Annotated in this window: 17 protein-coding genes; 14 read left to right on the top strand and 3 right to left on the bottom strand. The window is 70.4% G+C overall.

The window, feature by feature from the left end; all coding sequences use genetic code 11:
- Positions 1-190: 190 nt before the first annotated feature.
- The 11 genes from ABTX62_RS19525 to ABTX62_RS19475 all read left to right on the top strand — a co-directional run bounded on the left by ABTX62_RS19525 (position 191) and on the right by ABTX62_RS19475 (position 18,132).
- A complete protein-coding gene (locus ABTX62_RS19525; RefSeq protein ID WP_352117321.1) occupies positions 191-1,081 on the top strand; it encodes a TatD family hydrolase in 891 nt (296 codons plus the stop codon).
- 119 nt (positions 1,082-1,200) lie between these two features.
- Positions 1,201-2,775, top strand: coding sequence for a resuscitation-promoting factor (locus ABTX62_RS19520; RefSeq protein ID WP_352117320.1), 1,575 nt, complete (start codon positions 1,201-1,203; stop codon positions 2,773-2,775).
- Positions 2,776-2,836: 61 nt separating this feature from the next.
- Positions 2,837-3,727, top strand: coding sequence for a 16S rRNA (adenine(1518)-N(6)/adenine(1519)-N(6))-dimethyltransferase RsmA (rsmA, locus tag ABTX62_RS19515; RefSeq protein WP_352117319.1), 891 nt, complete (start codon positions 2,837-2,839; stop codon positions 3,725-3,727).
- On the top strand, positions 3,724-4,623 hold the full coding sequence (locus tag ABTX62_RS19510; protein WP_352117318.1) for a 4-(cytidine 5'-diphospho)-2-C-methyl-D-erythritol kinase: 900 nt from the start codon (positions 3,724-3,726) through the stop codon (positions 4,621-4,623). The genes rsmA and ABTX62_RS19510 overlap by 4 nt, the downstream gene beginning before the upstream one ends.
- 271 nt (positions 4,624-4,894) lie before the next feature.
- Positions 4,895-6,706 carry an ABC-F family ATP-binding cassette domain-containing protein gene (locus ABTX62_RS19505; protein WP_352117317.1) on the top strand — a complete coding sequence of 604 codons (1,812 nt, stop codon included), beginning with the start codon at positions 4,895-4,897 and terminating at the stop codon, positions 6,704-6,706.
- A gap of 191 nt (positions 6,707-6,897) precedes the next feature.
- On the top strand, positions 6,898-8,694 hold the full coding sequence (locus tag ABTX62_RS19500; protein WP_352117316.1) for an outer membrane protein assembly factor BamB family protein: 1,797 nt from the start codon (positions 6,898-6,900) through the stop codon (positions 8,692-8,694).
- Between the two features lie 58 nt (positions 8,695-8,752).
- On the top strand, positions 8,753-10,645 hold the full coding sequence (locus tag ABTX62_RS19495; protein ID WP_352117315.1) for an outer membrane protein assembly factor BamB family protein: 1,893 nt from the start codon (positions 8,753-8,755) through the stop codon (positions 10,643-10,645).
- Between the two features lie 258 nt (positions 10,646-10,903).
- Entirely contained in the window at positions 10,904-11,596 is a 693-nt protein-coding gene (locus ABTX62_RS19490) for a helix-turn-helix transcriptional regulator (protein ID WP_352117314.1), read from the top strand.
- 502 nt (positions 11,597-12,098) lie between these two features.
- Positions 12,099-16,553, top strand: a complete 4,455-nt coding sequence (locus tag ABTX62_RS19485) for a ricin-type beta-trefoil lectin domain protein (RefSeq protein ID WP_352117313.1) — start codon at positions 12,099-12,101, stop codon at positions 16,551-16,553.
- 103 nt (positions 16,554-16,656) lie between these two features.
- Positions 16,657-17,115 carry a hypothetical protein gene (locus tag ABTX62_RS19480; RefSeq protein ID WP_352117312.1) on the top strand — a complete coding sequence of 153 codons (459 nt, stop codon included), beginning with the start codon at positions 16,657-16,659 and terminating at the stop codon, positions 17,113-17,115.
- A 456-nt stretch (positions 17,116-17,571) separates the two neighbouring features.
- Complete coding sequence (locus tag ABTX62_RS19475; protein WP_352117311.1) at positions 17,572-18,132, top strand: ATP-binding protein; 561 nt, start codon at positions 17,572-17,574, stop codon at positions 18,130-18,132.
- A gap of 57 nt (positions 18,133-18,189) precedes the next feature.
- Here the strand turns inward: ABTX62_RS19475 and ABTX62_RS19470 are convergent, their stop codons facing one another.
- On the bottom strand, positions 18,190-18,501 hold the full coding sequence (locus tag ABTX62_RS19470) for a hypothetical protein (protein ID WP_352117310.1): 312 nt from the start codon (positions 18,499-18,501) through the stop codon (positions 18,190-18,192).
- Between the two features lie 18 nt (positions 18,502-18,519).
- Positions 18,520-20,199, bottom strand: coding sequence for a sodium:solute symporter family protein (locus ABTX62_RS19465; protein ID WP_352117309.1), 1,680 nt, complete (start codon positions 20,197-20,199; stop codon positions 18,520-18,522).
- Between the two features lie 162 nt (positions 20,200-20,361).
- Here ABTX62_RS19465 and galT point away from each other — a divergent pair, with 162 nt between their 5' ends.
- Genes galT through galK form a run of 3 tightly spaced genes read left to right on the top strand, consistent with a single transcriptional unit; the run spans position 20,362 to position 23,542 of the window.
- Positions 20,362-21,423 (top strand): galactose-1-phosphate uridylyltransferase, encoded by a 1,062-nt coding sequence (gene galT / locus ABTX62_RS19460; protein WP_352117308.1) that lies wholly within the window; start codon positions 20,362-20,364, stop codon positions 21,421-21,423.
- A complete protein-coding gene (gene galE / locus ABTX62_RS19455; protein WP_352117307.1) occupies positions 21,420-22,388 on the top strand; it encodes a UDP-glucose 4-epimerase GalE in 969 nt (322 codons plus the stop codon). The genes galT and galE overlap by 4 nt, the downstream gene beginning before the upstream one ends.
- The gene (gene galK / locus ABTX62_RS19450) at positions 22,388-23,542 is read left to right on the top strand and encodes a galactokinase (protein ID WP_352117306.1); all 1,155 of its coding nucleotides are present in this window, start codon (positions 22,388-22,390) and stop codon (positions 23,540-23,542) included. The genes galE and galK overlap by 1 nt, the downstream gene beginning before the upstream one ends.
- Positions 23,543-23,754: 212 nt before the next feature.
- Here the strand turns inward: galK and ABTX62_RS19445 are convergent, their stop codons facing one another.
- On the bottom strand, positions 23,755-24,234 hold the full coding sequence (locus ABTX62_RS19445; RefSeq protein ID WP_352117305.1) for a GNAT family N-acetyltransferase: 480 nt from the start codon (positions 24,232-24,234) through the stop codon (positions 23,755-23,757).
- Positions 24,235-24,372: the final 138 nt, after the last annotated feature.

Here is a 24,372-nt window from a genome sequence, read left to right as displayed (position 1 = left end):
CGGCACGCACGCTCGCCGCACGCCGTGAACGGACAGGTGGCTCCGCCACATGACCGTTCACGGCGCACGCCGATCGCACGCACCGAACGCCGCTCATTCTTCCACGTAGATCCATCAGAAGCCCCCTAGCCGACGCCCTCCCCGGTCCTCCCCCATCGGGGAGGGCGTACCCCTTTCGTAGGATCGGGGCATGCCTTCGAACGCCTCCGGCCGCCAGGACAAGAACGCGGCCCCGCCCCTCCCGGAGCCCCTCCGGGTGCCGGTCGCCGATTCCCACACCCACCTGGACATGCAGTCCGGCACGGTCGAGGAGGCGCTGGCCAAGGCGGCGTCGGTCGGAGTGACGACGGTCGTGCAGGTCGGCTGCGACCTCCAGGGCTCGCGCTGGGCGGCCGAGACGGCGGCGGCCCACTCCGCCGTCCACGCCACGGTCGCCCTGCACCCGAACGAGGCGCCCCGGATCGTGCACGGCGACCCCGACGGCTGGTCGCGGCAGGGCGCCCGCGAACCCGGCGGCCAGACGGCCCTGGACGACGCGCTCGCCGAGATCGACCGGCTGGCCGCACGGGAGCAGGTCAAGGGCGTCGGTGAGACCGGCCTCGACTACTTCCGCACCGGCCCCGAGGGCAAGGAGGCGCAGGAGCGGTCCTTCCGCGCCCACATCGAGATCGCCAAGCGGCACGGCAAGGCCCTGGTCATCCACGACCGCGAGGCCCACGCCGATGTCCTGCGCGTGCTGAAGGAGGAGGGCGCCCCCGAGCGGACCGTCTTCCACTGCTACTCCGGTGACGCCGAGATGGCCGAAATCTGCGCGAGCGCGGGCTACTTCATGTCCTTCGCCGGCAACGTCACCTTCAAGAACGCACAGCACCTGCGGGACGCGGTGGCCGTGGCCCCGCTGGAACTCCTCCTCGTGGAGACGGACGCGCCCTTCCTCACCCCGGCGCCCTACCGCGGGCGGCCCAACGCCCCCTACCTGGTGCCGATCACGGTGCGGGCCATGGCCGAGGTGCGTGGCGTCGACGAGGACGCGCTGGCCACGGCGCTCGGCGCGAACACCGCGCGGGCCTTCGGTTACTGACACCGGCCGCACGACTGTGCGTAGTCGCGTCGCTTTGGAGAGTGACGGTCGCTCCGCTAGGTTCTGGGGGCCCGATCCGGACCCCTCTGAACCCCCTCCGGCCCCTGGAGCGCGTCGGCGTGAGCAACTCGCGGTACGAGACGTACGAGACGTACAAGACCTTCGAGATGTACGAGACGTACGGCCCGGCCTACGCCGACCCGGCGTACGGCCGTTTCGACGCGCCTCCGGCTGATCCGCACAACGCCGAGACCCTCGGCCACGGGGCGCCCGGCGCCTACGAGGACACCTGCCGACCCGCCTACGAGGACACCTGCCGACCCGCCTACGAGGACACCTACCGCCCCGCCTACGAGGACACCTACCGCCCCGCCTACGAGGACACCTGCCGCCCCGCCCACGAGGACACCTGCCGCCCCGCCCACGAAACCCCGACCCTGCCCGGGCTGCCCCGGCAGGGCGTCCCGGACGGAGAGCCCGCGGGGGCCGCCGGCCCGGGTGCGGGTACGCGCGCCGGGTCACGAGCCGCTGCGCGCACCGGCTCGCACCGCAGGGTCACGCGCCGGCGCAAGGCGCGCTACGCCGAGCGCCCGGACAGTCCCATGCGACGGCTGGTCCCGCAGGCCCTGGTCGTGGCCTTCCTGGCGGGCGGCACCACGGCGTTCGTCGCCAAGGACAAGGCCATCGAACTGAACGTCGACGGCAGGACGCGCACGCTGCACACCTTCGCCGACGACGTCACCGAACTGCTCACGGAGGAGGGCGTCGAGGTCGGCGCCCACGACGTGGTGGCACCCGGGCCCGGTACGCGGATCGCCAGCGGCGACGAGATCGCCGTGCACTACGCCCGTCCCGTGCGGCTCACCCTCGACGGACACCGGCGCGAGGTGTGGACGACCGCCCACACGGTGGCGGGGGCGCTGCGGCAGTTCGGTGTGCGGCAGGAGGGCGCCTACGTGTCCACGCCCCGCTCACGGCGCATCGGGCGCGAGGGCCTCGCACTGGACGTGCGGACCGAGCGCACGGTCACGATCATGGCGGACGGCCGCGCCCGCACGGTGCGCACCAACGCGGCGACCGTGCGGGAGGCCGTCGAGGAGGCCGGGATCACCCTGCGCGGCCAGGACACCACCTCCGTCCCGCAGGGCAGCTTCCCGCGCGACGGACAGACCGTGACGGTGCTGCGGATCACCGGCGGCAAGGAGGTCCGCGAGGAGCCGATCCCGTTCCAGGTGCGGCGCACGGACGATCCGGACCTGTTCCGCGGCACGGAGGTCGTGGAGCGTGCGGGCGAGCCGGGCCTGCGCCGGATCACCTTCTCCCTTCGCACGGTCAACGGCGTCCGGCAGAAGCCGCGCCGGATCAGGTCCGAGGTGGTGCGGGTGCCGCGCCCGCAGATCGTGAAGGTCGGGACGAAACCGCGCCCGGTGTCCGTGCAGGGCGCCGACCACCTCGACTGGCAGGGCCTCGCGGCCTGTGAGTCGGGCGGACGCCCCGACGCGGTCGACTCCTCGGGCACCTACGGCGGCCTCTACCAGTTCGACACCCAGACCTGGCAGGCCCTCGGCGGCAGTGGCCGCCCCCAGGACGCCCCGGCGGCGGAACAGACCTACCGGGCGAAGAAGCTGTACGTGCGGCGGGGCACCAGTCCGTGGCCGCACTGCGGGGGGCGGCTGCGCGGACAAGGCGAATAACGCGGACAAGGCGGACAAGGGCGAACCCCGAGGGGTGACCTGGCCCCCGTACCCTTGTCCCGTGACCAGCAGCCCCACCCCCGACGCCCTTCTGGGCCCCGCCGACATCCGCGAACTCGCGGCAGCCCTCGGCGTACGCCCCACCAAGCAACGCGGACAGAACTTCGTGATCGACGCGAACACCGTCCGCCGTATCGTCCGCACCGCACAGGTCCGCCCCGACGACGTGGTCGTCGAGGTCGGCCCGGGGCTCGGGTCGCTCACCCTCGCGCTGCTGGAGGCCGCCGACCGGGTCACCGCCGTGGAGATCGACGACGTGCTCGCCGGCGCGCTGCCCGCGACCGTCACGGCCCGCATGCCCGAGCGCGCCGACCGGTTCGCCCTGGTCCACTCCGACGCCATGCACGTCACCGAGCTGCCGGGCCCCGCCCCGACCGCGCTGGTCGCCAACCTCCCCTACAACGTGGCCGTGCCGGTCCTGCTGCACATGCTCGACACCTTCCCGACCATCGAGCGCACCCTCGTCATGGTCCAGGCGGAGGTAGCCGACCGGCTCGCCGCCCCGCCCGGCTCGAAGGTCTACGGCGTCCCCTCGGTCAAGGCCAACTGGTACGCCGAGGTCAAGCGCGCCGGCTCCATCGGACGGAACGTCTTCTGGCCGGCGCCGAACGTCGACAGCGGCCTGGTCTCCCTGGTCCGCCGGACCGAGCGGCTGAGGACGACGGCCTCGAAGCGCGAGGTGTTCGCCGTCGTCGACGCCGCGTTCGCCCAGCGCCGCAAGACGCTGCGGGCCGCGCTCGCGGGCTGGGCCGGATCGGCCGCCGCCGCCGAGGGGGCCCTCGTCGCCGCCGGGGTCTCGCCGCAGGCCCGGGGTGAGTCGCTGACCGTGGAGGAGTTCGCGCGGATCGCCGAGCACAAGGCGGACCGGCACGAGGAGAAGGAGCCCGCGTGAGCGTCACGGTCCGCGTCCCCGCCAAGGTCAACGTCCAGCTGGCGGTCGGCGCCGCCCGCCCCGACGGCTTCCACCCCCTGGCCAACGTCTTCCTCGCCGTCGGCCTCTACGACGAGGTCACCGTCACCCCGGCCGACGAGCTCCGCATCACGTGCGACGGCCCGGACGCCGACCAGGTCCCGCTGGACCGTACGAACCTGGCGGCGCGGGCGGCGATCGCGCTGGCCGAGCGGTACGGCCGCAGCCCCGACGTGCACCTCCACATCGCCAAGGACATCCCCGTCGCCGGCGGCATGGCGGGCGGCAGCGCGGACGGCGCCGCTGCCCTGGTGGCCTGTGACACGCTGTGGCAGACCGGCGCCTCCCGCGAAGAACTCCTCGACATCTGCGCCGAACTGGGCAGCGATGTGCCGTTCAGCCTGGTCGGCGGGGCGGCCCTGGGGGTCGGGCGGGGCGAGCAGCTGACGCCCCTGGAGGTCGGCGGCACCTTCCACTGGGTGTTCGCGATGGCCGACCGCGGACTGTCCACCCCGGCGGTCTTCCGCGAGTTCGACCGGTTGGGGGAGGGCGTGGACATCCCCACCCCCGTACCCTCCCAGGAACTCCTCGACGCCCTCGCCAAGGGCGACCCGGACGCGCTCGCCGCCACCGTCTCCAACGACCTCCAGCCGGCCGCGCTCTCCCTCTTCCCGGAACTCGCCGACACCCTGGCGGCGGGCCGGGCCGCCGGTGCGCTCGCGGCGCTGGTCTCGGGCTCCGGCCCGACCACGGCGTTCCTGGCCCGCGGCCCCGAGTCGGCCGCCACGGTGGCACAGGCCCTCCTGACGTCCGGGACATGCCGGACGGTGTGCACGGCGTCGGGTCCGGCGCCCGGGGCGACGATCGCCGGGCGTTGACCACCTGCCCCGGCCGCAGCCGGGCGCCTGGGCTCCCCCGGTCGTTTCGAGAGGGGGGCACAGCAGTGCGGGAACTGGTCGCGGCCCACGGCGCGGGGACGTGGACGAGGTCACGGCGCTGCCTGGAGGCGGGGGCCGATCCCGACACCCTCGGTGTGGCGTTATTAGCGCCGGGCGTGAAGGCGGCGGCCGAGGCGTGAACCGCCCGGCCGGAGCACCCGGCCGCGCGACTACCCTGGAGGGTCGATCCATCCCCCTTGGCAGGAGAGTAATGGCCGTCAACCTGGTCAATGTCGAGAACGTCAGCAAGGTGTACGGCACCCGCGCCCTGCTCGACGGCGTCTCCCTCGGTGTCTCCGAAGGGGAACGCATCGGCGTCGTCGGCCGCAACGGCGACGGCAAGACCACGCTGATCCGGATGCTCGCCAGGCTGGAGGAGGCCGACACCGGGCGCGTCACGCACTCCGGCGGTCTGCGCGTCGGCGTGCTCACCCAGCACGACTCCCTCGATCCCGAGGCCACCGTCCGCCACGAGGTCATCGGCGACATGGCCGACCACGAGTGGGCGGGCGTCGCCAAGGTCAGGGACGTGCTGACCGGCCTGTTCGGCGGACTCGACCTGCCGGGGTTCCCCAAGGGGCTGGACACCGTCATCGGTCCGCTGTCCGGCGGTGAGCGGCGGCGCATCGCGCTCGCCAAGCTGCTCATCGAGGACCAGGACCTGCTCGTCCTGGACGAGCCCACCAACCACCTCGACGTCGAGGGCATCGCCTGGCTCGCCCGGCATCTGCAGAACCGCAGGTCGGCGCTGGTGTGCGTGACCCACGACCGGTGGTTCCTGGACCAGGTCTGCACCCGCATGTGGGACGTCCAGCGCGGCGCGGTCTACGAGTACGAGGGCGGCTACTCCGACTACGTCTTCGCCCGTGCCGAGCGCGAGCGCATCGCCGCCACCGAGGAGGTCAAGCGGCAGAACCTCGTCCGCAAGGAGCTGGCCTGGCTGCGGCGTGGCGCACCGGCCCGTACGTCCAAGCCGCGCTTCCGTGTCGAGGCCGCCAACGAGCTCATCGCGGACGTACCGCCGCCGCGGGACAGCAGCGAGCTGATGAAGTTCGCCTCCACCCGGCTGGGCAAGACCGTGTTCGACCTGGAGGACATCACCGTCCAGGCGGGCCCCAAGGTCCTCCTCAAGCACGTCACCTGGCAGCTCGGGCCCGGTGACCGGATCGGCCTGGTCGGTGTCAACGGCGCCGGGAAGACGTCCCTGCTGCGGGCCATGGCCGAGGCCGCGAGGTCCGAGGGTGACACCCAGCCCGTCGGCGGGCGCGTCCGCGTGGGCAAGACGGTGAAGCTGGCCTACCTCTCCCAGGAGGTCGCCGAACTCGACCCGGCCACGCGCGTGCTGGAGGCGGTGCAGCAGGTGCGCGAGCGCGTCGACCTCGGCAAGGGGCGCGAGATGACCGCCGGGCAGCTGTGCGAGACGTTCGGCTTCGGCAAGGAGAAGCAGTGGACGCCCGTCGGCGACCTGTCCGGCGGTGAGCGCCGCCGGCTCCAGCTGCTGCGCCTGCTCATGGACGAGCCCAACGTGCTCTTCCTCGACGAGCCCACCAACGACCTCGACATCGAGACGCTGACCCAGCTGGAGGACGTGCTCGACGGCTGGCCCGGCTCGATGATCGTCATCTCCCACGACCGGTTCTTCATCGAGCGCACCACCGACCGGGTGTTCGCCCTGCTCGGCGACGGCGCCCTGCGGATGCTGCCGCGCGGCATCGACGAGTACCTGGAGCGGCGGCAGCGCATGGAGGAGGCCGCGGCCGCCTCGTCCCCCGTGGCGGCGCAGCAGCAGTCCGCGGCCCCGGAGAAGAGTGCCGCCGACCAGCGCGTCGCCAAGAAGGAGCTCCAGAAGATCGAGCGGCAGCTCGACAAGGTCTCCGAGAAGGAGGCCAAACTCCACGCCCGAATCGCCGAAAACGCCACGGACTTCGCGAAGGTCGCCGAACTGGACGCCGAGCTGCGGGAGTTGGCCGGTCAGCGCGAGGAGCTGGAGATGCGCTGGCTGGAACTCGCCGAGGACGCGTGAAGGGTGCGTGAAGGCGCGTAACGACGGCATCACGGGCCGGTCCTCCCTTGGGAACAGGGGCTGATCGGCCCCGTGTGCTGTCGGAACCTGGTGATAGAAAGAGGCGTCTTAGAACTTCATGAAGCGACTCTGAGCCCATCGCGTACCTCAGGGCGTGGCTAAAAATCAGTGATCGAACGGGGGAGCCGCTGATGACTCAGCCGCCCAGTCAGCCGCCGCACGGTGGCTTCGGAGCACCGCAGAACCAGCCGCCGCAGGGCGGTGGTTTCGGGGCACCGCAGACCCCGCCGCCGCCCCAGGGCCCGCCCCAGACGCCGCCGCCCCCGCAGGGCCCGCCGCAGCCCGGGTACGGCTACCCGCCGCAGCCCGGGTACGGCTACCCGCAGCAGCCTCCGCAGCAGCCCGGTCCGTACGGGCAGCCGGGACAGCCGGGGCCGTACACCCCCGGCCCCTACGGCCAGCCGCAGCAGCCCGGCCCGTACGGCCAGCCCGGTTACGGCCACCCGCAGCAGCCGCAGTACCCCGGTCCGCCCGGCACCCCGCCCGGAGGCGGCTCGGGCAACCCCTTCAAGGGCAAGCCGGCCATCATCATCGGCGCGGCCGTCGCCGCGCTCCTCGTCGTCGGCGCCACCGTGTGGGCCGTCACCGGCGACGACGGCGGCAAGAGCGGGAACAAGCCGGTCGCCCAGAAGCCCGACGACGCCAAGCCCGGCTCCTCCGCCCCGGTCAACCCCGGTGACGGCAGCGGCGACGGCGGCGAGGACCCGGAGAACCTCAACGAGGGCCGCCAGGCCGGCGAGGCCAAGGTCCTCTGGTACAAGGAGGCGCCCGACGCCCCCGGTTCCGGGGCCGACGCCCCGGGCATGTGGATCACCGGCAAGACCGCGGTGAAGGCCGCCTACAAGCAGCTCTTCGCCTACAACGTCGGTGACGGCGAACCCGCCTGGGACGCGATCACCTTCCCGCAGAAGATCTGCGCGACGACTCCGCAGAAGACGTCCGACGACACCATCGTCGTCGCGTACATGAGCGGCAGCAGCGACCGCGCCAAGTGCAACCAGCTTCAGGAGATCGACCTCGGCACCGGCGAGAAGGGCTGGAAGAAGCAGGTCGCCGACGGCGCCCTGTTCGACTCCACGCTCTCCGTCGAACTGTCCATCACCGGCAAGACGCTGATGGTGGGCCGCTCCCAGTCCGGCACGGCCTACGACGTCACCAACGGCGACAAGCTCTTCGACAAGAAGCGCTACGGCAACGCCTGCTTCCCCGCCGCGTTCGCCGGCGGCGAGAAGCTGATCGCCGTCTCCTCCTGCGGCGCCGGCACCGACAAGGCGCACGACGAGGTCCAGGAGCTCGACCCGAAGACCGGCAAGGCCAGATGGACCCAGCCGTTCGACAAGGGCTGGCGGGTCGCGCGCACCTACTCGGTCAGCCCTCTCGTCATCTACAGCACCAACGCGGACAAGAAGGCCTGGAACATCTCCACCTTCACCTCCGGCGGCACGTTCCGCTCGCAGGTCGGCTTCGACGAGGACTTCGCCCCCGAGTGCGGCTGGGCGATCCTCGAGCGCGACCTCACCGGCTGCCGGGGCGTCGCCGTCGACGACTCCACCCTGTACCTGCCGACCAAGGCCACCACCGGCGCCAACGAGATCGTCGCGGTCAACCTCGCCGACGGCAAGGAGAAGTGGCGCGTGAAGTCGCCCTCCGACGAGTCGATGCTGCCGGTGAAGACCGAGGGCGGAAAGCTCATCGCCTATGTGCAGCCGTCGTACGACGCGGGCGGGCAGATCGTGTCCATCCCGACCGGCGGCAGCAGCCACAAGCCGTCCAGGCTGCTGCAGAACCCGCAGGGTGCCGCGGACATCGAGGACAGCTTCTTCTCCAAGGACATCGACTGGGTCGACGGGCGCTTCTACCTCTCGACGACCCGGCTGAGCGGGAACGACGACACGAAGGAGAAGTTGATGCTCGCCTACGGCAAGTGACTCTTCCTCCTTCCGGACTCCCCCCGTCCCGCGCACCCTTCCCCGAGGTACCCACGCCATGAGCCAGCCGCCGCCCCCTCCGCCCCAGCAGCCCCCGCAGGGGGGCGGCTTCGGGCCGCCCCAGGACCAGCCGCCGCAGACCCCGCCGCCCGCGGCCGGGCCGAACCTCGGCAAGACCCCGGAACCGGGGTACGGCTACCCCCAGACGCCACAGACGACTCCGCCGACCGCCCCGCAGACGCCGCCCCAGCCTCCGCAGGGTTACGGCTATCCGCAGGGCGCTCCGGCGCCCCAGCCTCCGCAGGCCCCACCCGGCTACGGCTATCCCGGTCAGCAGCCGGGGCCGTACGGGCAGCCGCAGCCGGGGCCGTACGGGCAGCCGCAGCAGGCGCCGTACGGCCAGCCGCAGCAAGCGCCTTATGGTCAGCCGGGATACGGTCAGCCGCCCGGTTACGGCTATCCGCAGCAGGCCATGCCGCACCAGCCGCAGACCGGACAGCCGGGCGGCGGCGGGAAGTTCACCGCGCAGATGGCGATCATCGTCGCCGCTGTCGTGGCGATCGCCCTGATCATCGGCGGTGGCGTCTGGTACGCCAAGTCCGGTGGTGACGAGGGCAAGAAGAACGACACCGCCGGCTCCAGCGGCGGCACCGGCGGGACGGACGACGACAACGGCGGCACCACCTCCGGCAAGGAGAAGGCGCCGTCCGACCCCAGCGCCAAGGTCCTCTTCCAGGTCCCGGCGCCCGAGGTGAAGAACGACAGCACGGTCGTCGTCTCCGGCTCGTGGCTCACCGACCAGGCGTACGTCAAGAGCGGCATCGCCCAGATCGTCGGCTACGACCGCGACAAGGGCGGCGAGCTGTGGAAGATCCCGCTGGACGGCCCGGTCTGCCAGGCCGCCCGCCACGTCACCGATGACGACCTGACGGCGATCCTCTACCAGCCGGCCATGCCCACCAAGGCCGACCCTTCGCACGGGTGCAGCCAGATCGCGCTCATCGACCTCGACGCCGGCAAGAGGCTGTGGACCAAGACGGTCAAGACCGGTGACCAGCTGATCAACTTCGACAACATCACCCTCAGCGGAAAGACCGTCGCCGTCGGCAGCACCAGCGGCGGCGCCGCGTTCGACGTCTCCGGCAAGCTCCTGTGGAGCCCGAAGCCGACCGACTCCTGTTACGACGCCGGCTACGGCGGCGGCGAGAAGCTGGTCGCGGTGCGCAAGTGCGGCTCGTACGACCAGCGGCAGCTGCACATCCAGACCATCGACCCGAAGTCCGGGAAGGTGATCTCCGAGTACAAGATGACCGAGGGCATCGAGTACGCGAGCATCGTGTCGACCGATCCGCTGGTCGTGGCCGCCGACGTCGGCGACTCCGCGGGTGACGGCAGCGGCATCTCCGACTTCTTCTCCATCGACGGCAAGACCGGCAAGCTGCGCACGCGCATCTCCGCGCCGGGTGAGCAGTTCGCGGCCCGCTGCGAGGGCATCACCCGCGTCGAGGCCTGCAACCTGCTGGCCGTCGGCAACGACCGGCTGTACCTGCCGACCGAGGAGCACGACGGCGCCGGCAAGTACAGCCAGACCAACGAGATCGTCGCCTTCGACCTCGCCACCGGCAAGCAGACCGGGCAGCGGGCCGACGCGGGCGACGGCTACAGGATCTCGCCGCTGCGCATGGACGGCGGCAACCTGATCGCGTACAAGCGTCCGCCGTACGACAAGGGCGGACAGGTCGTGAGCATCGACGGGGGCAGCTTCAAGGAGACGACGCTGCTGGAGAACCCCGCGACGGACAATGTCCGTGACGTGGAGACCCGCATGTCGCCGGAGTACTCCGAATTCCTGTACGCCGACGGGCACCTCTACATGTCCAAGGTGTACGCGAGCAAGCGGTCGACGGTGCGGGAGAAGGAGTACCTGGCGGTCGGCTTCGGCACGGGCTGACCGGGCTGTGACCGGGCTCTGACCGGGTGCTTCCGGTTCTTGATCGACTGATGGCTGATACGGCCCCGTCCCTGTTCAGGGGCGGGGCCGTATCCGTTGGGCGCGGTCAACCTGGAAGGAGAGGAAGTTCGGCGATCCGGGGCGATTCTCACGGGTAGGGGGAGCGCAACGTCGAACAAGCGTGTAGCTTCCGGGGGCATGAAGGCGGGGGAGCCGGGGGGCTTCCATAGGGGGCTGGGGTGACTGGGGGGTTGCTCGATGGGAGTACGGCTCATGGTGGTCGACGACCACCGATTGCTGGCCGAGGCGCTGGCCTCGGCGTTGAAACTGCGAGGGCACCGGGTGCTGGCCGCGGCGGCGCCCGCCGCGGGGGCGGCGGAGCTGGTGATCACACGGGCGCCGGAGGTGTGTCTGCTGGGGACGGCGGCGCCGGCGGAGCCGGGGATCTTCGACCCGGTGGTGCGGATCAAGCGGGAGCGACCGCAGGTCGCGGTGCTGGTGCTGGGGCCGGTGCCCAGCCCCCGGGGCATCGCGGCGGCGTTCGCGGCGGGAGCCTCCGGCTACGTCCGGCACGATGAACGCATAGAGGGTGTCGAGCGGGCGATCATGAAGGCGCGGGCGGGCGAGGCGGCGGTGGCGCCGCAGCTACTGCAGGGAGCGTTCAGCGAGTTGCTCAACCCGGCGGCCCAACCGGACGACGAGGGCCAGCGGTTGCTCCAGATGCTCACGCCGCGCGAGGTGGAGGTGCTGCTGCGCGTCGCCGACGGCGAGGACACCCGCCTCATCGCGGCGGGCATGGGCATAGCACCGTCGACGGCGCGTACGCACGTCCAGCGGGTGCTGATGAAACTGGGCGTGGGCTCCCGCCTGGAGGCGGCGGCGCTGGCAGCACGGACGGGGTTGCTGGACCGGGCGGGGGCGGTGTCGCGGGACCCGCGTCCGGGGGGCTGACGGGCTGTTCGCCGAGGCGGGTGGGCGGGGGCAGGTTCCGGCCGATCTCCGCCCTGCGTGGCACCCGGCTCCATCCCGTGTTCACGAGATGAGCACAGTAAACCCACAGGTGCGCAAAGGTGCTTGGGCTTGTGGCACCGGTGAAAGCTCGGGGCTCCTTTCGCGCCAGGCCGCTCCGGCCTCGCAGAAATACCCTGGTTGATTCGAACTCCTGTGCCTAGAGTGATCGTCGCGCCCTGCGGAGCTGACCACTCCGCCACAAGGCGCGTCGACCGGCGACCGGGGGACATCATCGCCGAGGGGAGGGACGCACCGACCTGCCGCGACATCGCCGCTTCGTCACGCACCTCCTCCGCTCTGTCCGACTGCACCCCCGGACGCCTTCGCCTGCTGCGAGGGGGATGTATTCGTGCGCCCGAGACCAGGGCCTTTCCTGCCCAGAACCCGTTTCCTGCCCCGCCGGGGCAGACCCCGGTTCCTGACTTCCGTCATCCCGTCCGCGGTGGCCGCGGCCGTCCTGGCCGGTGTGGCCTTCCAGCCCGGCCTGCCGGACCGGCCCACCGGAACGGAGGCAACCGCCCAGGCGGGCGACTCGTCCGTGTCGTCCGACTGGGCCGACGACACGGCGGCCGAGCAACTCCGCCAGGACCAGTGCCTGATGGCGGAGCTGCTGCGCCTGGGCGGACCGTCCATGGCCGCGACCGCACAGGACGGGCTCAACCAGCCGCCGGACAAGCTGCACGCACTGGCCGACCGGGATCACTGGGAGGACACCCCGCTGGCCGTCGCGTACCAGAAGGACAGGGACGCGGCCCAGAAGGAGCTCCATGCCGTCAACGCCCTCTGGAACCAGTGGGCGAAGCCCCTCGACGGACTGGAGACCCCGGGCGGATTCACGGTTGCCGACTTCCATTGGCCTCCCGGGGGGCCGGGTGACGACGAGGAGGACTTCCACAGCCAGACCGGTCTGACGAAGTGGATCGCGGACAGGTTCTGGAAGAACGAGAGTGACTTCTACGAGGACCTCACCCCCAGGGCCGACGACAGGACCCTGAAGGCCGTCACAGATCTGGGCACCCCGCTCTACGGCGAGAAGCCCTACGATCCGGACCTGCCTCCTGGTGAGTGGCAGCGGCAGTACGAGGAACAGCGAGCGTTTGAAGGGCTGCTCAACACCTTCAACGGCAACGGCAACGGCGCCGACGACGCCCGCCTGTTCCTGGCCTCAGGCGGCTTTCCCCGCACCGCGCCCGAGCCGGGTACAGCGGAACACCGGATCGCCGTCGAGGACCTGAAGACCAGGTACGCCTCATGCGCCTGGCGGGACCCGATCGACCCGAACAAGGTCCTGGGCGGCATGGCCGACACGGCTGCTTCGGAGTGGCAGCGGGAGATCACCTCCCAGGCGTCCCAGCGCAACCAGATCCTCACCTCCAGCAAAAACGCCACCAACGCCCTGGCCGTCGGCGCGAAGGCCCTGGGGGACCTGCTCGGGCACTCGTGGGTCGCCGACCGTCTGGTCCGTTGGCAGGACTATTGGGCCCCCGGCGGTGCGGGCTGGATCGGCGACTCCCCGGCTGTCATCCAGGTCGAGGCGGCCAAGGGCAAGTGCCTGGACGCGGAGGGCGGCAAGACGACCTCCGGCACCCCGGTGCAGATCTACACCTGCAACAACGCCATGGGGCAGCAGTGGCGGCTTCGCGCCGCTTCCAGTGACAGCTACTTCCTCGTCAACGTCAAGTCCGACAAGTGCCTGGACGTCGAGAACAGCAGCCCTGACAACGGCACGAAGATCCAGATCTGGACGTGCAACGAGAGCAAGGCACAGGAGTGGAAGTTCGACGTCCGCGCCGTCAGTGAGCTGCGTAACGCCGCCACGGACAAGTGCCTGGACCTGAACAAGTTCGACAACAGCCACAACGCCTGGCTGTGGGGGTGCAACGGCACCAACCCGCAGAAGTTCAGGATGGTTCCCAAGGGCCACAACGGCGCGGACACCCAGTTCTACCCGGACAAGGCGCAGTTCGAGCAGGCCAAGAAGGGCGTCGCTGCGGCGCAGACGCAGGCGAAGAAGCAGCTCGACGTCCTCAAAGCCCAGTTGGCGGCAGCACAGAAGAACGCCGCCGCCACCGACACCGCGCAGAAGGCCGCGTACCTCGTCGCCGACGAGGCCGGTGCTCCGCGCGGTCGGGGGCTGCTGATCGGCCAGCAGAAGGCCCAGGTCACCAAGGGATCCGTGGCCGCTCTGCAAGCGCTGGTGAAGGCCGGCGAGACCGCCGAGGCCGCCACCCGCGCAGCCGCCGGGGACAGCGCGACCATCGCGCAGCGCGCCCTGGCCCAGGCCGCACAGTCGAAGGCCGAGTTCCGCAAGGCCGCCGCGGCGATGGCCGAGTCCCAGGCCAAGGCCGCGTCCGACGCGGCGAAGGTGCACCGCGACAACGCGAAGAAGGACAAGGAGACCGCGGAGGCCAAGCTCGCCGAGGCGCTGAAGGCCGAGGGAGAGGCCAAGTCGGCCGCCGCGACGGCGAAGGCCAAGCGCTTGGCCGCCGAGGCCGAGGAGAAGACGGCCGAGGCGGAGAAGAAGACGGCCGCGGCCAAACAGGCCGAGGCCGCCCGTCACAAGAAGAACGCCGAGACGGAGGCGACGAAGGCCAAGGACGCCAAGGACAAGGCCGAAGCGGCCGAGGGCACCGCGGTCGAGAAGAAGAACGCCGCGGTAAAGGCCCGAGACAACGCCAAGGCCAAGCGGGACGACGCGTGGGAAGCCGAGCAGAAGGCCGACGCCGCCCGCGCCAAGGCCGACGCCAAGGGTGCCTACGCCGACTCCCTGGAGGCCGGCGAAGCAGCCGAGGACGCCCGCGCCGCGGCCAACGCGGCGGACAAGCATGCCGACGACGCCGAAGCTGCCGCCACCAGGGCACGCTCCGCAGCCGACGCCGCGACCAAGGCGGCCGCGGACGCCGATGCGGCAGCCACGCGCGCCGAGGCGGCGGCCAAGCGCTCCCGGGCCCACGCGGACGACGCCCAGGCCGCGAAGCTGAAGTCCGACGCCGCGGTGAAGACCGCGACCAGCGCCGCCGCCGACGCCATCAAGGCATCCCAGCACGCCTCCTCCGAGGCGAAGACGGCGGTCGAGCTGGCCGACGAGGCGGAGAAGCAGGCCAAGACCGCCAAGTCCCACGCGGACACGGCGAACAAGGAAGCCGCCAAGGCCCTGGTCGCCTCGGCGAAGGCGGCGGGCTTCGCTCACGTCACCGCCCAAGCCGCGGTGGATGCCGGCAACGCCGCCGCCCAGGTCGCCAAGCCCGCCAACGACGCCATCCAGCTCGGCTCCCCGTACGTCGACACCGACTCGGCCGCGGGCCTGGTGGTCCTCACCGGCCAGGCGTCCAAGACGCTCGCCGAGCAGCAGAAGGCGGTCGCCGACGCCCACGCCAAGAACGCGCAGGCAGAAGCCTCAGCCGCCAAGAACCTCGCCGACCAGGCGAAGGGCGACGCCAAGGCCGCCTACCAGCACGCCGCCAACGCCGCCGGACATGCCTCGACCGCCCGCACCTACGCCAAGGAAGCCCTCGGCTACGCGGCCGACGCCGCCAAGGCCGCAGCCAAGGCGACGGCATCCCTGGCCCGCACCACCGAGTACAACCGCCAGGCCACCGAGGACGCCGAAGCCGCCGACAAGGCAGCCGGCCGCGCCGAGGGCCACGCCAAGGACGCCCGCGACTCGGCCGACCAGGCAGCCCTCGACGCCGAAGCCGCCCGCACCGCCGCCTCGCAGGCCGAAGAGGCAGCCAAGGACGCCCGGGCAGCGGCCAACCGCGCCGACGCGGCGGCGACGGAGGCCGAGGAAGCGGCGAAGGACGCAGAGAAGTACGCCAAGGAAGCCCAGGAAGCAGCGGCACGAGCCGAACAGAAGGAAGCCAACAAGCAGGTCTCCACGGGTGCCGGAACCGGTATCGGGGGCGTGTTCTACGTCGTCGACGAGGAGAAGTCGAAGGTCCTCTCGGCGAAGCAGATGGGCGAGTGCCCCTCGAACGCGCCTCTTGTCGGCTGCGACGCCACCTATGCGGTGACCGTCGAACTTGTCGCCGACTTCTACCTGTGCACCGAGAGCGATGCGCTGGCTACTCCGGAGGGCTGTCCGAAGTCGGCGTGGCACTACCTCGACACGAAGACGATCAGGCCCGACGAGCCCGTTGAGTGGAGCCACTTCTTCTCCGGACGGGACATTCTCAAGCTGGGCTGGCAGAGCCTCTTCGGGGAGACCCTCGGTGCGGTCCTGTTCGAGATCGTTATCGGGGACTTCATCGACTGCTTCCACGGCAGCAAGTCCTCCTGCGCGTGGGCCGCGGCGATGTTCCTCCCTGTCGCCAAGCCTCTCGCCGCTATTACCAACAGCGTCAAGGCCCTGGATGTGGCCATCAAGACCGGTGTTGGCTTCGACGACGCGTGGAAGGCCCTTCGCGCCGCCGGAGTCGCCGATCAGGTTATGGCCGGCATCGGTGCCAAGGCGATCGCCAGTGGCAAGCTGCCTTGGGCCGAGCGTGGCGGTCCTGGCAGATGGCAGGTGATCACTGACGAGGTGAAGGATGCGACGAACGCCTCAGTCCTGTATGAGCAGCGGATTACCGGTATTCCCCTAGGGTTTGGTTATGTCATCCATGGCACCCCGAACGTCAAGGGATTCGTCAAGTTCGACGGGTTCAAGAACGGGGTCCTGCTTGACGCCAAGGGCTACGAGTACGCGAAGTGGGTTAAGGATGGCAAGTTCGTGCCCTTCTTCTCAGGTGCGGATGGGCTTGTGAAGCAGGCCAACCGCCAGCTCGATGCCGTGAAAGCTGCGGGAACGAAGACTCAAATCCGGTGGGACATCGCTGAGTATGACGCGTATGTCGCGATAAAGAATCTCTTCTCTGAGAAGGGGGTTACCGGAATCACCCTCGTTCACACGCCGTAGCAGACGTGTCGCGAGAGCCGGGGCGCCGCTCGCTGAGAGGCGCCCCGGCCTTCTCCGAAGTCAGGTAGCGTCTTCAGGAACCCTCGACCGAAGCGAGAGCCCGTTGAGCGAGACCGTCCTTTACCTCATTCCCTCCGACCCGTACTGGCAGCCGGATCAAGCGGCAAGTAGCAGTGCTGTGGCGCTCGCCGAGGAGTTGTGCCCTGATGCGCTCGGAGACATCGAAGCGGATCAAGGCGATGCTCCAGCCTTCATCAACGGTGCAGGCCTGGAATCCGTGTCGTGCCCTCGATGCGGAGCTCAACTCGACTTCCACGGTTGGTGGATGGCGAGGATGGATGAGGCCTACCGGGACAGCAAGGTCCCAAGCCTTGCGGTGAAGGTTCCCTGCTGCGGCGCTGACACCACGTTGAACGACCTCGTGTACAACGTTCCTTCCGGATTCGCTCGGTTCAGGCTCAGGGCGTGGAGTCCCAACAGGCACATGCTCAACGGCGAAGACCTGACCAGGATCGGTCATGCCTTGGGGCATCCAGTACGGCAGATCTGGTCCCTCATCTGACACGAAGTGTCGGCCTGCACATCCTCACGCCTTCGCCCGGCAAGAACGACCATTACACCGGATCCGCCGTCGCCCGCCCAGCGGCACCGCCACCCCCCTCGTCCGCCCCTACCTCACCGCGTACGAACGCGAGGAAAAGGCACGGCTGCAGGGGCTCCGACGCGACACCCTGTGGCTTGCCGCGTACGGCGTCGACCTCGATACCCGCGACATCCGCGCCTGCCTCCGGAAGGCGTCATGAGCGACGAAGTGAACCCTGCACGAGTCCTGCCCTGGACCGGCGCACACGGTCAGCCTTGCCTCCTCCCCACGGACGGCGACGGCCCCGCCTCCCGGCTTGCCGACCGAATTGAAAGCACGCAGCTTGGGCTCGCGGACCGGCTTCTCGGCCGGACGCGGGACCTGCTGGCCCTTGGATGGGCGCAGAGTGGTGAACTCGACACGATTACGAGCCAGTTGGCTGACGCCCTCTCCGACGCGTTGCTCATCGCCAGGTCTCGAGGCGCTCGACTCGGGGCGGATGAGCCGTTCCTGGCCGACGGAGCACCAGCGGTCCCGACACCCTCGAGGGAGGCCGGCGACGTACTGACGTACCGCTCGCCCCGACTTCGGGCCCACGGCCTGCTCACCCTGCCCGGTCGCGACCTCGCCTCCGCGCCCGCCGCCCGGCGCCACATGCGAGACACGGCGCGGGCGTGGGGTCTGCCCCAGGGCGCGGCGGACGATCTGGAGTCGATCACCGGCGAACTCGTCGCGAACGCCCTGGAGCACGCCGACGGCCACACGATCACTGTCGCCTGGGCACTCGCCGCCGAGACGGTCACGATCAGCGTGACCGACGAGGGCGACTGCCGTACGGATCCCCTTCCCGCGCCACCTCGTTCCCCGAGCCCGGAGCAGGAACGAGGCCGCGGATTGTTGATCACCGACGCCCTCGCCACCTGCTGGGGCACCCGGCGGAGCGGCGACGGCCTGACCGTCTGGGCCGAGGTTTTCACCAGTGCGGTCAAGGAGTAACGCCTGACCGTCGTCGTACAGCCATCGGCGCCGAGTCGCACAACCGGACGCCCGCCGTCACTCCCTCGGTTCATCCCCCGGCACAACATCCGGCGGCGGCGGAGCCACCGGCCGCAGCTTCAGCCACACCAGGAAGAACAGACCAAGGGCCAGCATCCCCAGCCCGGTCCACAGATTGATGTTCACCCCCTCCGCCTTGTCGATGTCGGCGTCGGACGCCGTGAACCCCGCGATCATGACGATCACGCCGTAGACGACGAACAGCCCACCGATGATCCGCCGGATGTCGAACAACCGCGCGGCGGTCGCCGACTTGCCCTGCGGGTCGGTGTCCCGCTGCACGTTCTTCTCGGAGTGGAACTCGGACATGGTGTCAGCCTTCCTGGCTCAGAACGAGAACGGGATGTAGCAGGCCGCGGCCAGTACGATCGCGCCCCAGCCGAGCAGCGCCGGCTTGCGGTACCAGGCCTCGTCGCCGGGTGCCGGCGGCTGCGACATGCCGGGCGAGCGTGTGCCGTAGACCAGCCCCCGCAACTCCTCGGCGGGCTTGGGCGCGGTGAACAGCGACACCGCCACCATGACGACCGCGCCCGCGACGAAGCCGGCGATCGCCGAGACGAAATTGGCCCCCTGGTCGGAGGGGATGTCGATGACGCCCCGCTCGTAGAGGACGAAGTAGTTGACCATCGCCGCGGTGGTGCCCGCGAGCAGCCCCCAGAAGCCCGACTTCATGGACGCCCGCTTCCAGAACATGCCGATGACGAAGACGACGAACATCGGCACGTTGAAGAAGGAGAACAGCGTCTGGAGGTAGGCCATGATGTTCGAGAAGGACCGGGCCAGGAACGCCGTGCCGATGGAGGCCAGGACACCGATCGCGGTGATGAGCCGGCCGAAGCGCACGTAGTACTCGTCCTCGCGGTCCCTGACGACGTACTTCGCCCAGATGTCCGACGTGAACACCGTGTTGAAGGACGACACGTTCGCCGCCATGCCCGCCATGAACGCCGCGAGCAGGCCGGTGACGGCGATGCCCAGCACGCCGTTGGGCAGGAGCTGTTGCATGAGGTAGGGGATGGCGTCGTTGTACTGGAGGTCGGAGCCGGGGGTGCCGATCCTCGGGACCAGGACCGCGGCGACCAGGCCCGGGATCATCACCAGGAACACGATGAAGATCTTCGGGAAGGCGGCGATCAGCGGGGTGCGCCGGGCCGCCGAGAGGTTCTTCGCGGACAGCGCGCGCTGCACCTCGGCGAAGTTCGTCGTCCAGTAGCCGAAGGACAGCACGAAGCCGAGGCCCAGGACGATCGTCAGCCAGTTCGCGCCGAGCGGGTTGTCGCTGCCGATGCCGGTGCCGCCCCAGGACGTCATGAAGTCGCCGCCGCGGCTCTTCGTCAGGGAGTCCGACAGGCCGTCCCAGCCGCCGACCTTCCTCAGGCCGAGGAACGTGATCGGGATGAGCGCGGCGAGGATGACGAAGAACTGCAGGACCTCGTTGTAGATCGCCGAGGACAGGCCGCCGAGGGTGATGTACGCCAGCACGAAGAAGCCGGCGACCACGATCGCCACCCACTCCGGCCAGCCCAGCAGCGCCTCGACGACGATGGCCAGGGCGTAGAGGTTGACGCCGGCGATGAGGATGGCGGCGACGGCGAAGAGCACGGAACTGAGCAGGTGGGCCGCCTTGTCGAAGCGCAGCAGCAGGAACTCGGGGACCGAGCGCACCTTGGAGCCGTAGTAGAAGGGCATCATCACCAGGCCGAGGAAGACCATGGCCGGGATGGCGCCGATCCAGTACCAGTGCGTGGTGTAGACGCCGTACTGGGCGCTGTTGGCGGCCATGCCCAGGATCTCGGTGGCGCCCAGGTTGGCCGCGATGAACGCGAGGCCGGTCACCCAGGCGGGCAGGGAGCGGCCGGAGAGGAAGAAGTCGAGACTGGTCTTGACCGAGTGGCGGGCGGCGAAGCCGATGCCGAGGACGACGAGGAAGTAGAGACCGAGGATCGTGTAGTCGAGCCAGTTGGTCGGGAGCCGCAGCTCGGCTGCCAGGCGGGTGGGGGTGTGCATGAGCCCTCGCTTTGTCGCGCGAACCGATACCTCGGGAACGGCTTCTCCGCGTTCGGTGATTGAACCCGTCCGCTGACGTTCTTTGTTTGATTGTGATGTTGACGATTGGGGTGAGCCGTGTTTAGGTGTGTTGGGTTATGTTTGAAGGATGAGGAGTCCGGCGTGAAGAAGACCTCGACCCGACTGGCCGACGGTCGGGAGCTCATCTACTACGACCTGCGTGACGACACCGTGCGGGACGCGACCGACCGCCGCCCGCTGGACCCCACCGTCACCACGTCCGAGGTCCGCCGCGACCCCCTGCTCGGCGACTCCGTCGCCATCGCCTCGCACCGCCAGGGCCGCACCTACCACCCCCCGGCCGACGAGTGCCCCCTGTGCCCCTCCGAGGGCGACCGCCTGAGCGAGATCCCGGACTCCTCGTACGACGTCGTCGTCTTCGAGAACCGCTTCCCCTCGCTCGCCGGCGACTCGGGCCGCTGCGAGGTCGTCTGCTTCACCTCCGACCACAACGCGTCCTTCGGCGAGCTCACCGAGGAGCAGGCGGGTCTGGTGCTGGAGGCCTGGACGGACCGCACGTCGGAGCTGTCCCACCTCCCCGCCGTCGAGCAGGTGTTCTGCTTCGAGAACCGGGGCGCCGAGATCGGCGTCACCCTCGGGCATCCGCACGGCCAGATCTACGCCTATCCCTTCACCACGCCCCGCACCGCGCTGATGCTCCGCTCCGTCGCGGCCCACAAGGAGATGACCGGCGGGGAGAACCTCTTCGACACCGTCCTGGAGCGTGAACTCGCCGGTGAGCGGGTCGTCCTGGAGGGTGACCACTGGGTCGCCTTCGTGCCCTACGCGGCGCACTGGCCGTACGAGGTGCACCTCTACCCCAAGCGCCGCGTGCCCGACCTGCTCGGGCTGGACGAGGGCGCGCGCACAGAGTTCCCCCAGGTCTATCTGGAACTCTTGAGGCGCTTCGACCGGATCTTCGGGGAGGGTGAGCCTCCGACGCCGTACATCGCGGCCTGGCACCAGGCCCCGTTCGGCGCGCTGGAGGAGTTCGACGGGGTCGTGCGCGAGGACTTCGCGCTCCACCTCGAGCTTTTCACCATCCGCCGCACTTCCGGCAAGCTGAAGTTCCTCGCGGGTTCCGAGTCCGGCATGAACGTGTTCATCAACGACGTGCCGCCGGAGCGTGCGGCCGAGCGACTGCGAGAGGTAGCGAGTTCATGAGCGGGAAGTACCTGGTGACGGGCGGCGCGGGATACGTCGGCAGCGTGGTCGCGCAGCACCTGCTGGAGGCCGGTCACGAGGTCGTCGTCCTCGACAACCTCTCCACGGGCTTCCGCGAGGGCGTCCCGGCGGGCGCGGAGTTCGTCGAGGGCGACATCCGCGACGCCGCCAAGTGGCTGGACTCCTCCTTCGACGGCGTGCTGCACTTCGCCGCGTCCTCCCAGGTCGGCGAGTCGGTCGCGAAGCCGGAGAAGTACTGGGACAACAACGTCGGCGGCACCATGGCGCTGCTGGCCGCGATGCGCGAGGCGGGCGTCCGCAAGCTGGTCTTCTCGTCGACCGCGGCGACGTACGGCGAGCCGGAGCAGGTCCCGATCGTCGAGTCGGCGCCCACGTCCCCGACCAACCCGTACGGCGCCTCGAAGCTCGCGGTCGACCACATGATCACGGGAGAGGCGGCGGCGCACGGACTGGGCGCGGTGTCGCTCCGCTACTTCAACGTCGCGGGCGCCTACGGCGCGTACGGCGAGCGCCACGACCCCGAGTCCCACCTGATCCCGCTGGTCCTCCAGGTCGCGCAGGGCAGGCGCGAGGCGATCTCGGTCTTCGGCGACGACTACCCGACGCCGGACGGCACCTGCGTGCGCGACTACATCCACGTCGCGGACCTGGCCGAGGCCCATCTGCTGGCGCTGCGGGCCGCCGCCCCCGGCGAGCACCTGATCTGCAACCTCGGCAACGGCAACGGCTTCTCGGTCCGCGAGGTCATCGAAACGGTCCGCACCGTGACGGGCCACCCGATTCCGGAAGTGGTCGCACCCCGCCGGGGCGGCGACCCGGCGATCCTGGTGGCATCGGCCGCCACGGCCCGCGAGAAGCTGGGCTGGAACCCGTCCCGCGCGGACCTCGCGGGCATCGTCGCGGACGCGTGGGACTTCGCACGGAACACCTCGAGGGAGCAGTAGTGGGCGCACAGCAGGTGCGGGACGGTTTCGAAGAGCTGTACGGAGCCGCCCCGGAGGGTGTCTGGGCGGCCCCGGGCCGCGTCAACCTCATCGGTGAGCACACCGACTACAACGACGGCTTCGTGATGCCCTTCGCGCTGCCGCACACCGCAGTGGCGGCCGTCTCCCGGCGCGCGGACGGCGTGCTGCGCCTGCACTCGGCGGACGTCGAGGGCGGGGTCGTGGAGCTGCGCGTCGAGGAGCTGGCGCCGGACACGGACCGCAACTGGACGGCGTACCCGGCCGGGGTCCTGTGGGCGCTGCGCGAGGCCGGCCACCCGGTCACCGGCGCCGACATCCACCTCGCCTCGACGGTCCCCTCCGGCGCGGGCCTGTCGTCGTCGGCGGCGCTGGAGGTCGTGGTCGCGCTGGCCCTCAACGACCTGTACGAACTGGGCCTGAAGGGCTGGCAGCTGGCCCGCCTGTGCCAGCGCGCCGAGAACGTCTACGTCGGTGCTCCGGTCGGCATCATGGACCAGACGGCGTCGGCCTGCTGCGAGGCCGGGCACGCCCTGTTCCTCGACACCCGCGACCTCTCCCAGCGCCAGATCCCCTTCGACCTGGCGGCCGAGGGCATGCGCCTGCTCGTGGTCGACACGCAGGTCAAGCACTCCCACAGCGAGGGCGAGTACGGCAAGCGCCGCGCCGGCTGCGAGAAGGGCGCGGCCCTGCTCGGCGTCGACGCGCTGCGCGACGTCCCGCACGCCGGGCTGGACGCGGCCCTGGACCGCCTGGGCGACGAGGAGGAGGTCCGCCGCCTGGTCCGCCACATCGTCACGGAGAACGAGCGCGTCGAACGGGTCGTGTCGCTGCTGGAAGCGGGCGACACCCGCGCGATCGGCCCGATCCTGATCGAGGGCCACGCCTCCCTGCGCGACGACTTCCGCATCTCCTGCCCCGAACTCGACCTGGTCGTCGACACGGCCCTGGCCGCCGGCGCCCTGGGCGCCCGGATGACGGGCGGCGGCTTCGGCGGCTCGGCGATCGTCCTCGCGGAGGAGCAGGACGTGGACGCCCTCACCAAGGTGGTGACGGAGGCCTTCGCGACGGCGGGCTTCACGGCCCCCCGCGTCTTCGAAGCGGTCCCGTCGGCGGGCGCCGGCCGAGTGCACTGACCCCCCGAGAGCGGCGCCCTCCCCTGTGGCCGGGGCACCGCTCCCGCCGTCGTCAGCGGCGACGGACCGGATCTCCTGGACCGTCACCGCCTGGACCGCCTCGACGACGGTCACCTCGCCGGTCGCCTCGTCGACGATGTGGGCACCGTCCGGCAGCTCGCCCCGCGCGCCGCAGGACCCCGCCCACGAGGTCTGCGGGGTGACCGCTGCCTTCAGCCGGCGGGCCGCGCCGTTCGGCGCAGCCGCTTCGTCAGCATGTACTCCGTGATCCCCGGCGGGTAGTCCGGCACCGCGCACACCACCCGGTACCCCTGCTTCTCGTAGAACCGCGGTGCCTGGAAGTCCCAGGTCTCCAGGCGGGCCGAGCGGCAGCCGCGCGACGATGTCGCGATGTGTTCCGCCTCCGCGAGCAACCGTGCGCCCAGGCCCCTGCCGCGGTGGCGTTCGTCGACCCAGAGGTAGGTCACGTGGAGCCATGTCGCCCAGGTGTGGCCGACCAGGCCGCCGGCGAGGCCCTCGTCCCGGTCGTTCACAGCCCACACATGCAAGGGGGCGTCCCTTTCGTCCGGTGTCCCGCGCAGGGCGCGCAGGATCGGAGAGGCGGCTGTGTTCGTGTCCCGCAGGCGGGTGCGGAGCAGATCACGTCGGGCCTTGTCGACTTCTGTCTCAAGACGGAACATGCGGCACACCATAAACGCGCCGGACAGTCAGTTCTGCAAATAACCTTCCGCTCCGGGCCCCCGCCCGTACCCTGATGAACAGCACCGGTGGGGGCCGGTGCCGATCAGGGGGCGAGACAGCCGGGTACGACGCCCGGGGTGGGGGTAGCG

Origin of the sequence: Streptomyces sp. NPDC096046, from assembly GCF_040303285.1 — a bacterium.
In the GTDB taxonomy this organism is placed as follows: domain Bacteria; phylum Actinomycetota; class Actinomycetes; order Streptomycetales; family Streptomycetaceae; genus Streptomyces.
The sequence above is the reverse complement of the archived record's forward strand: the minus strand, read 5'-3'. Positions and strand labels throughout refer to the sequence as shown.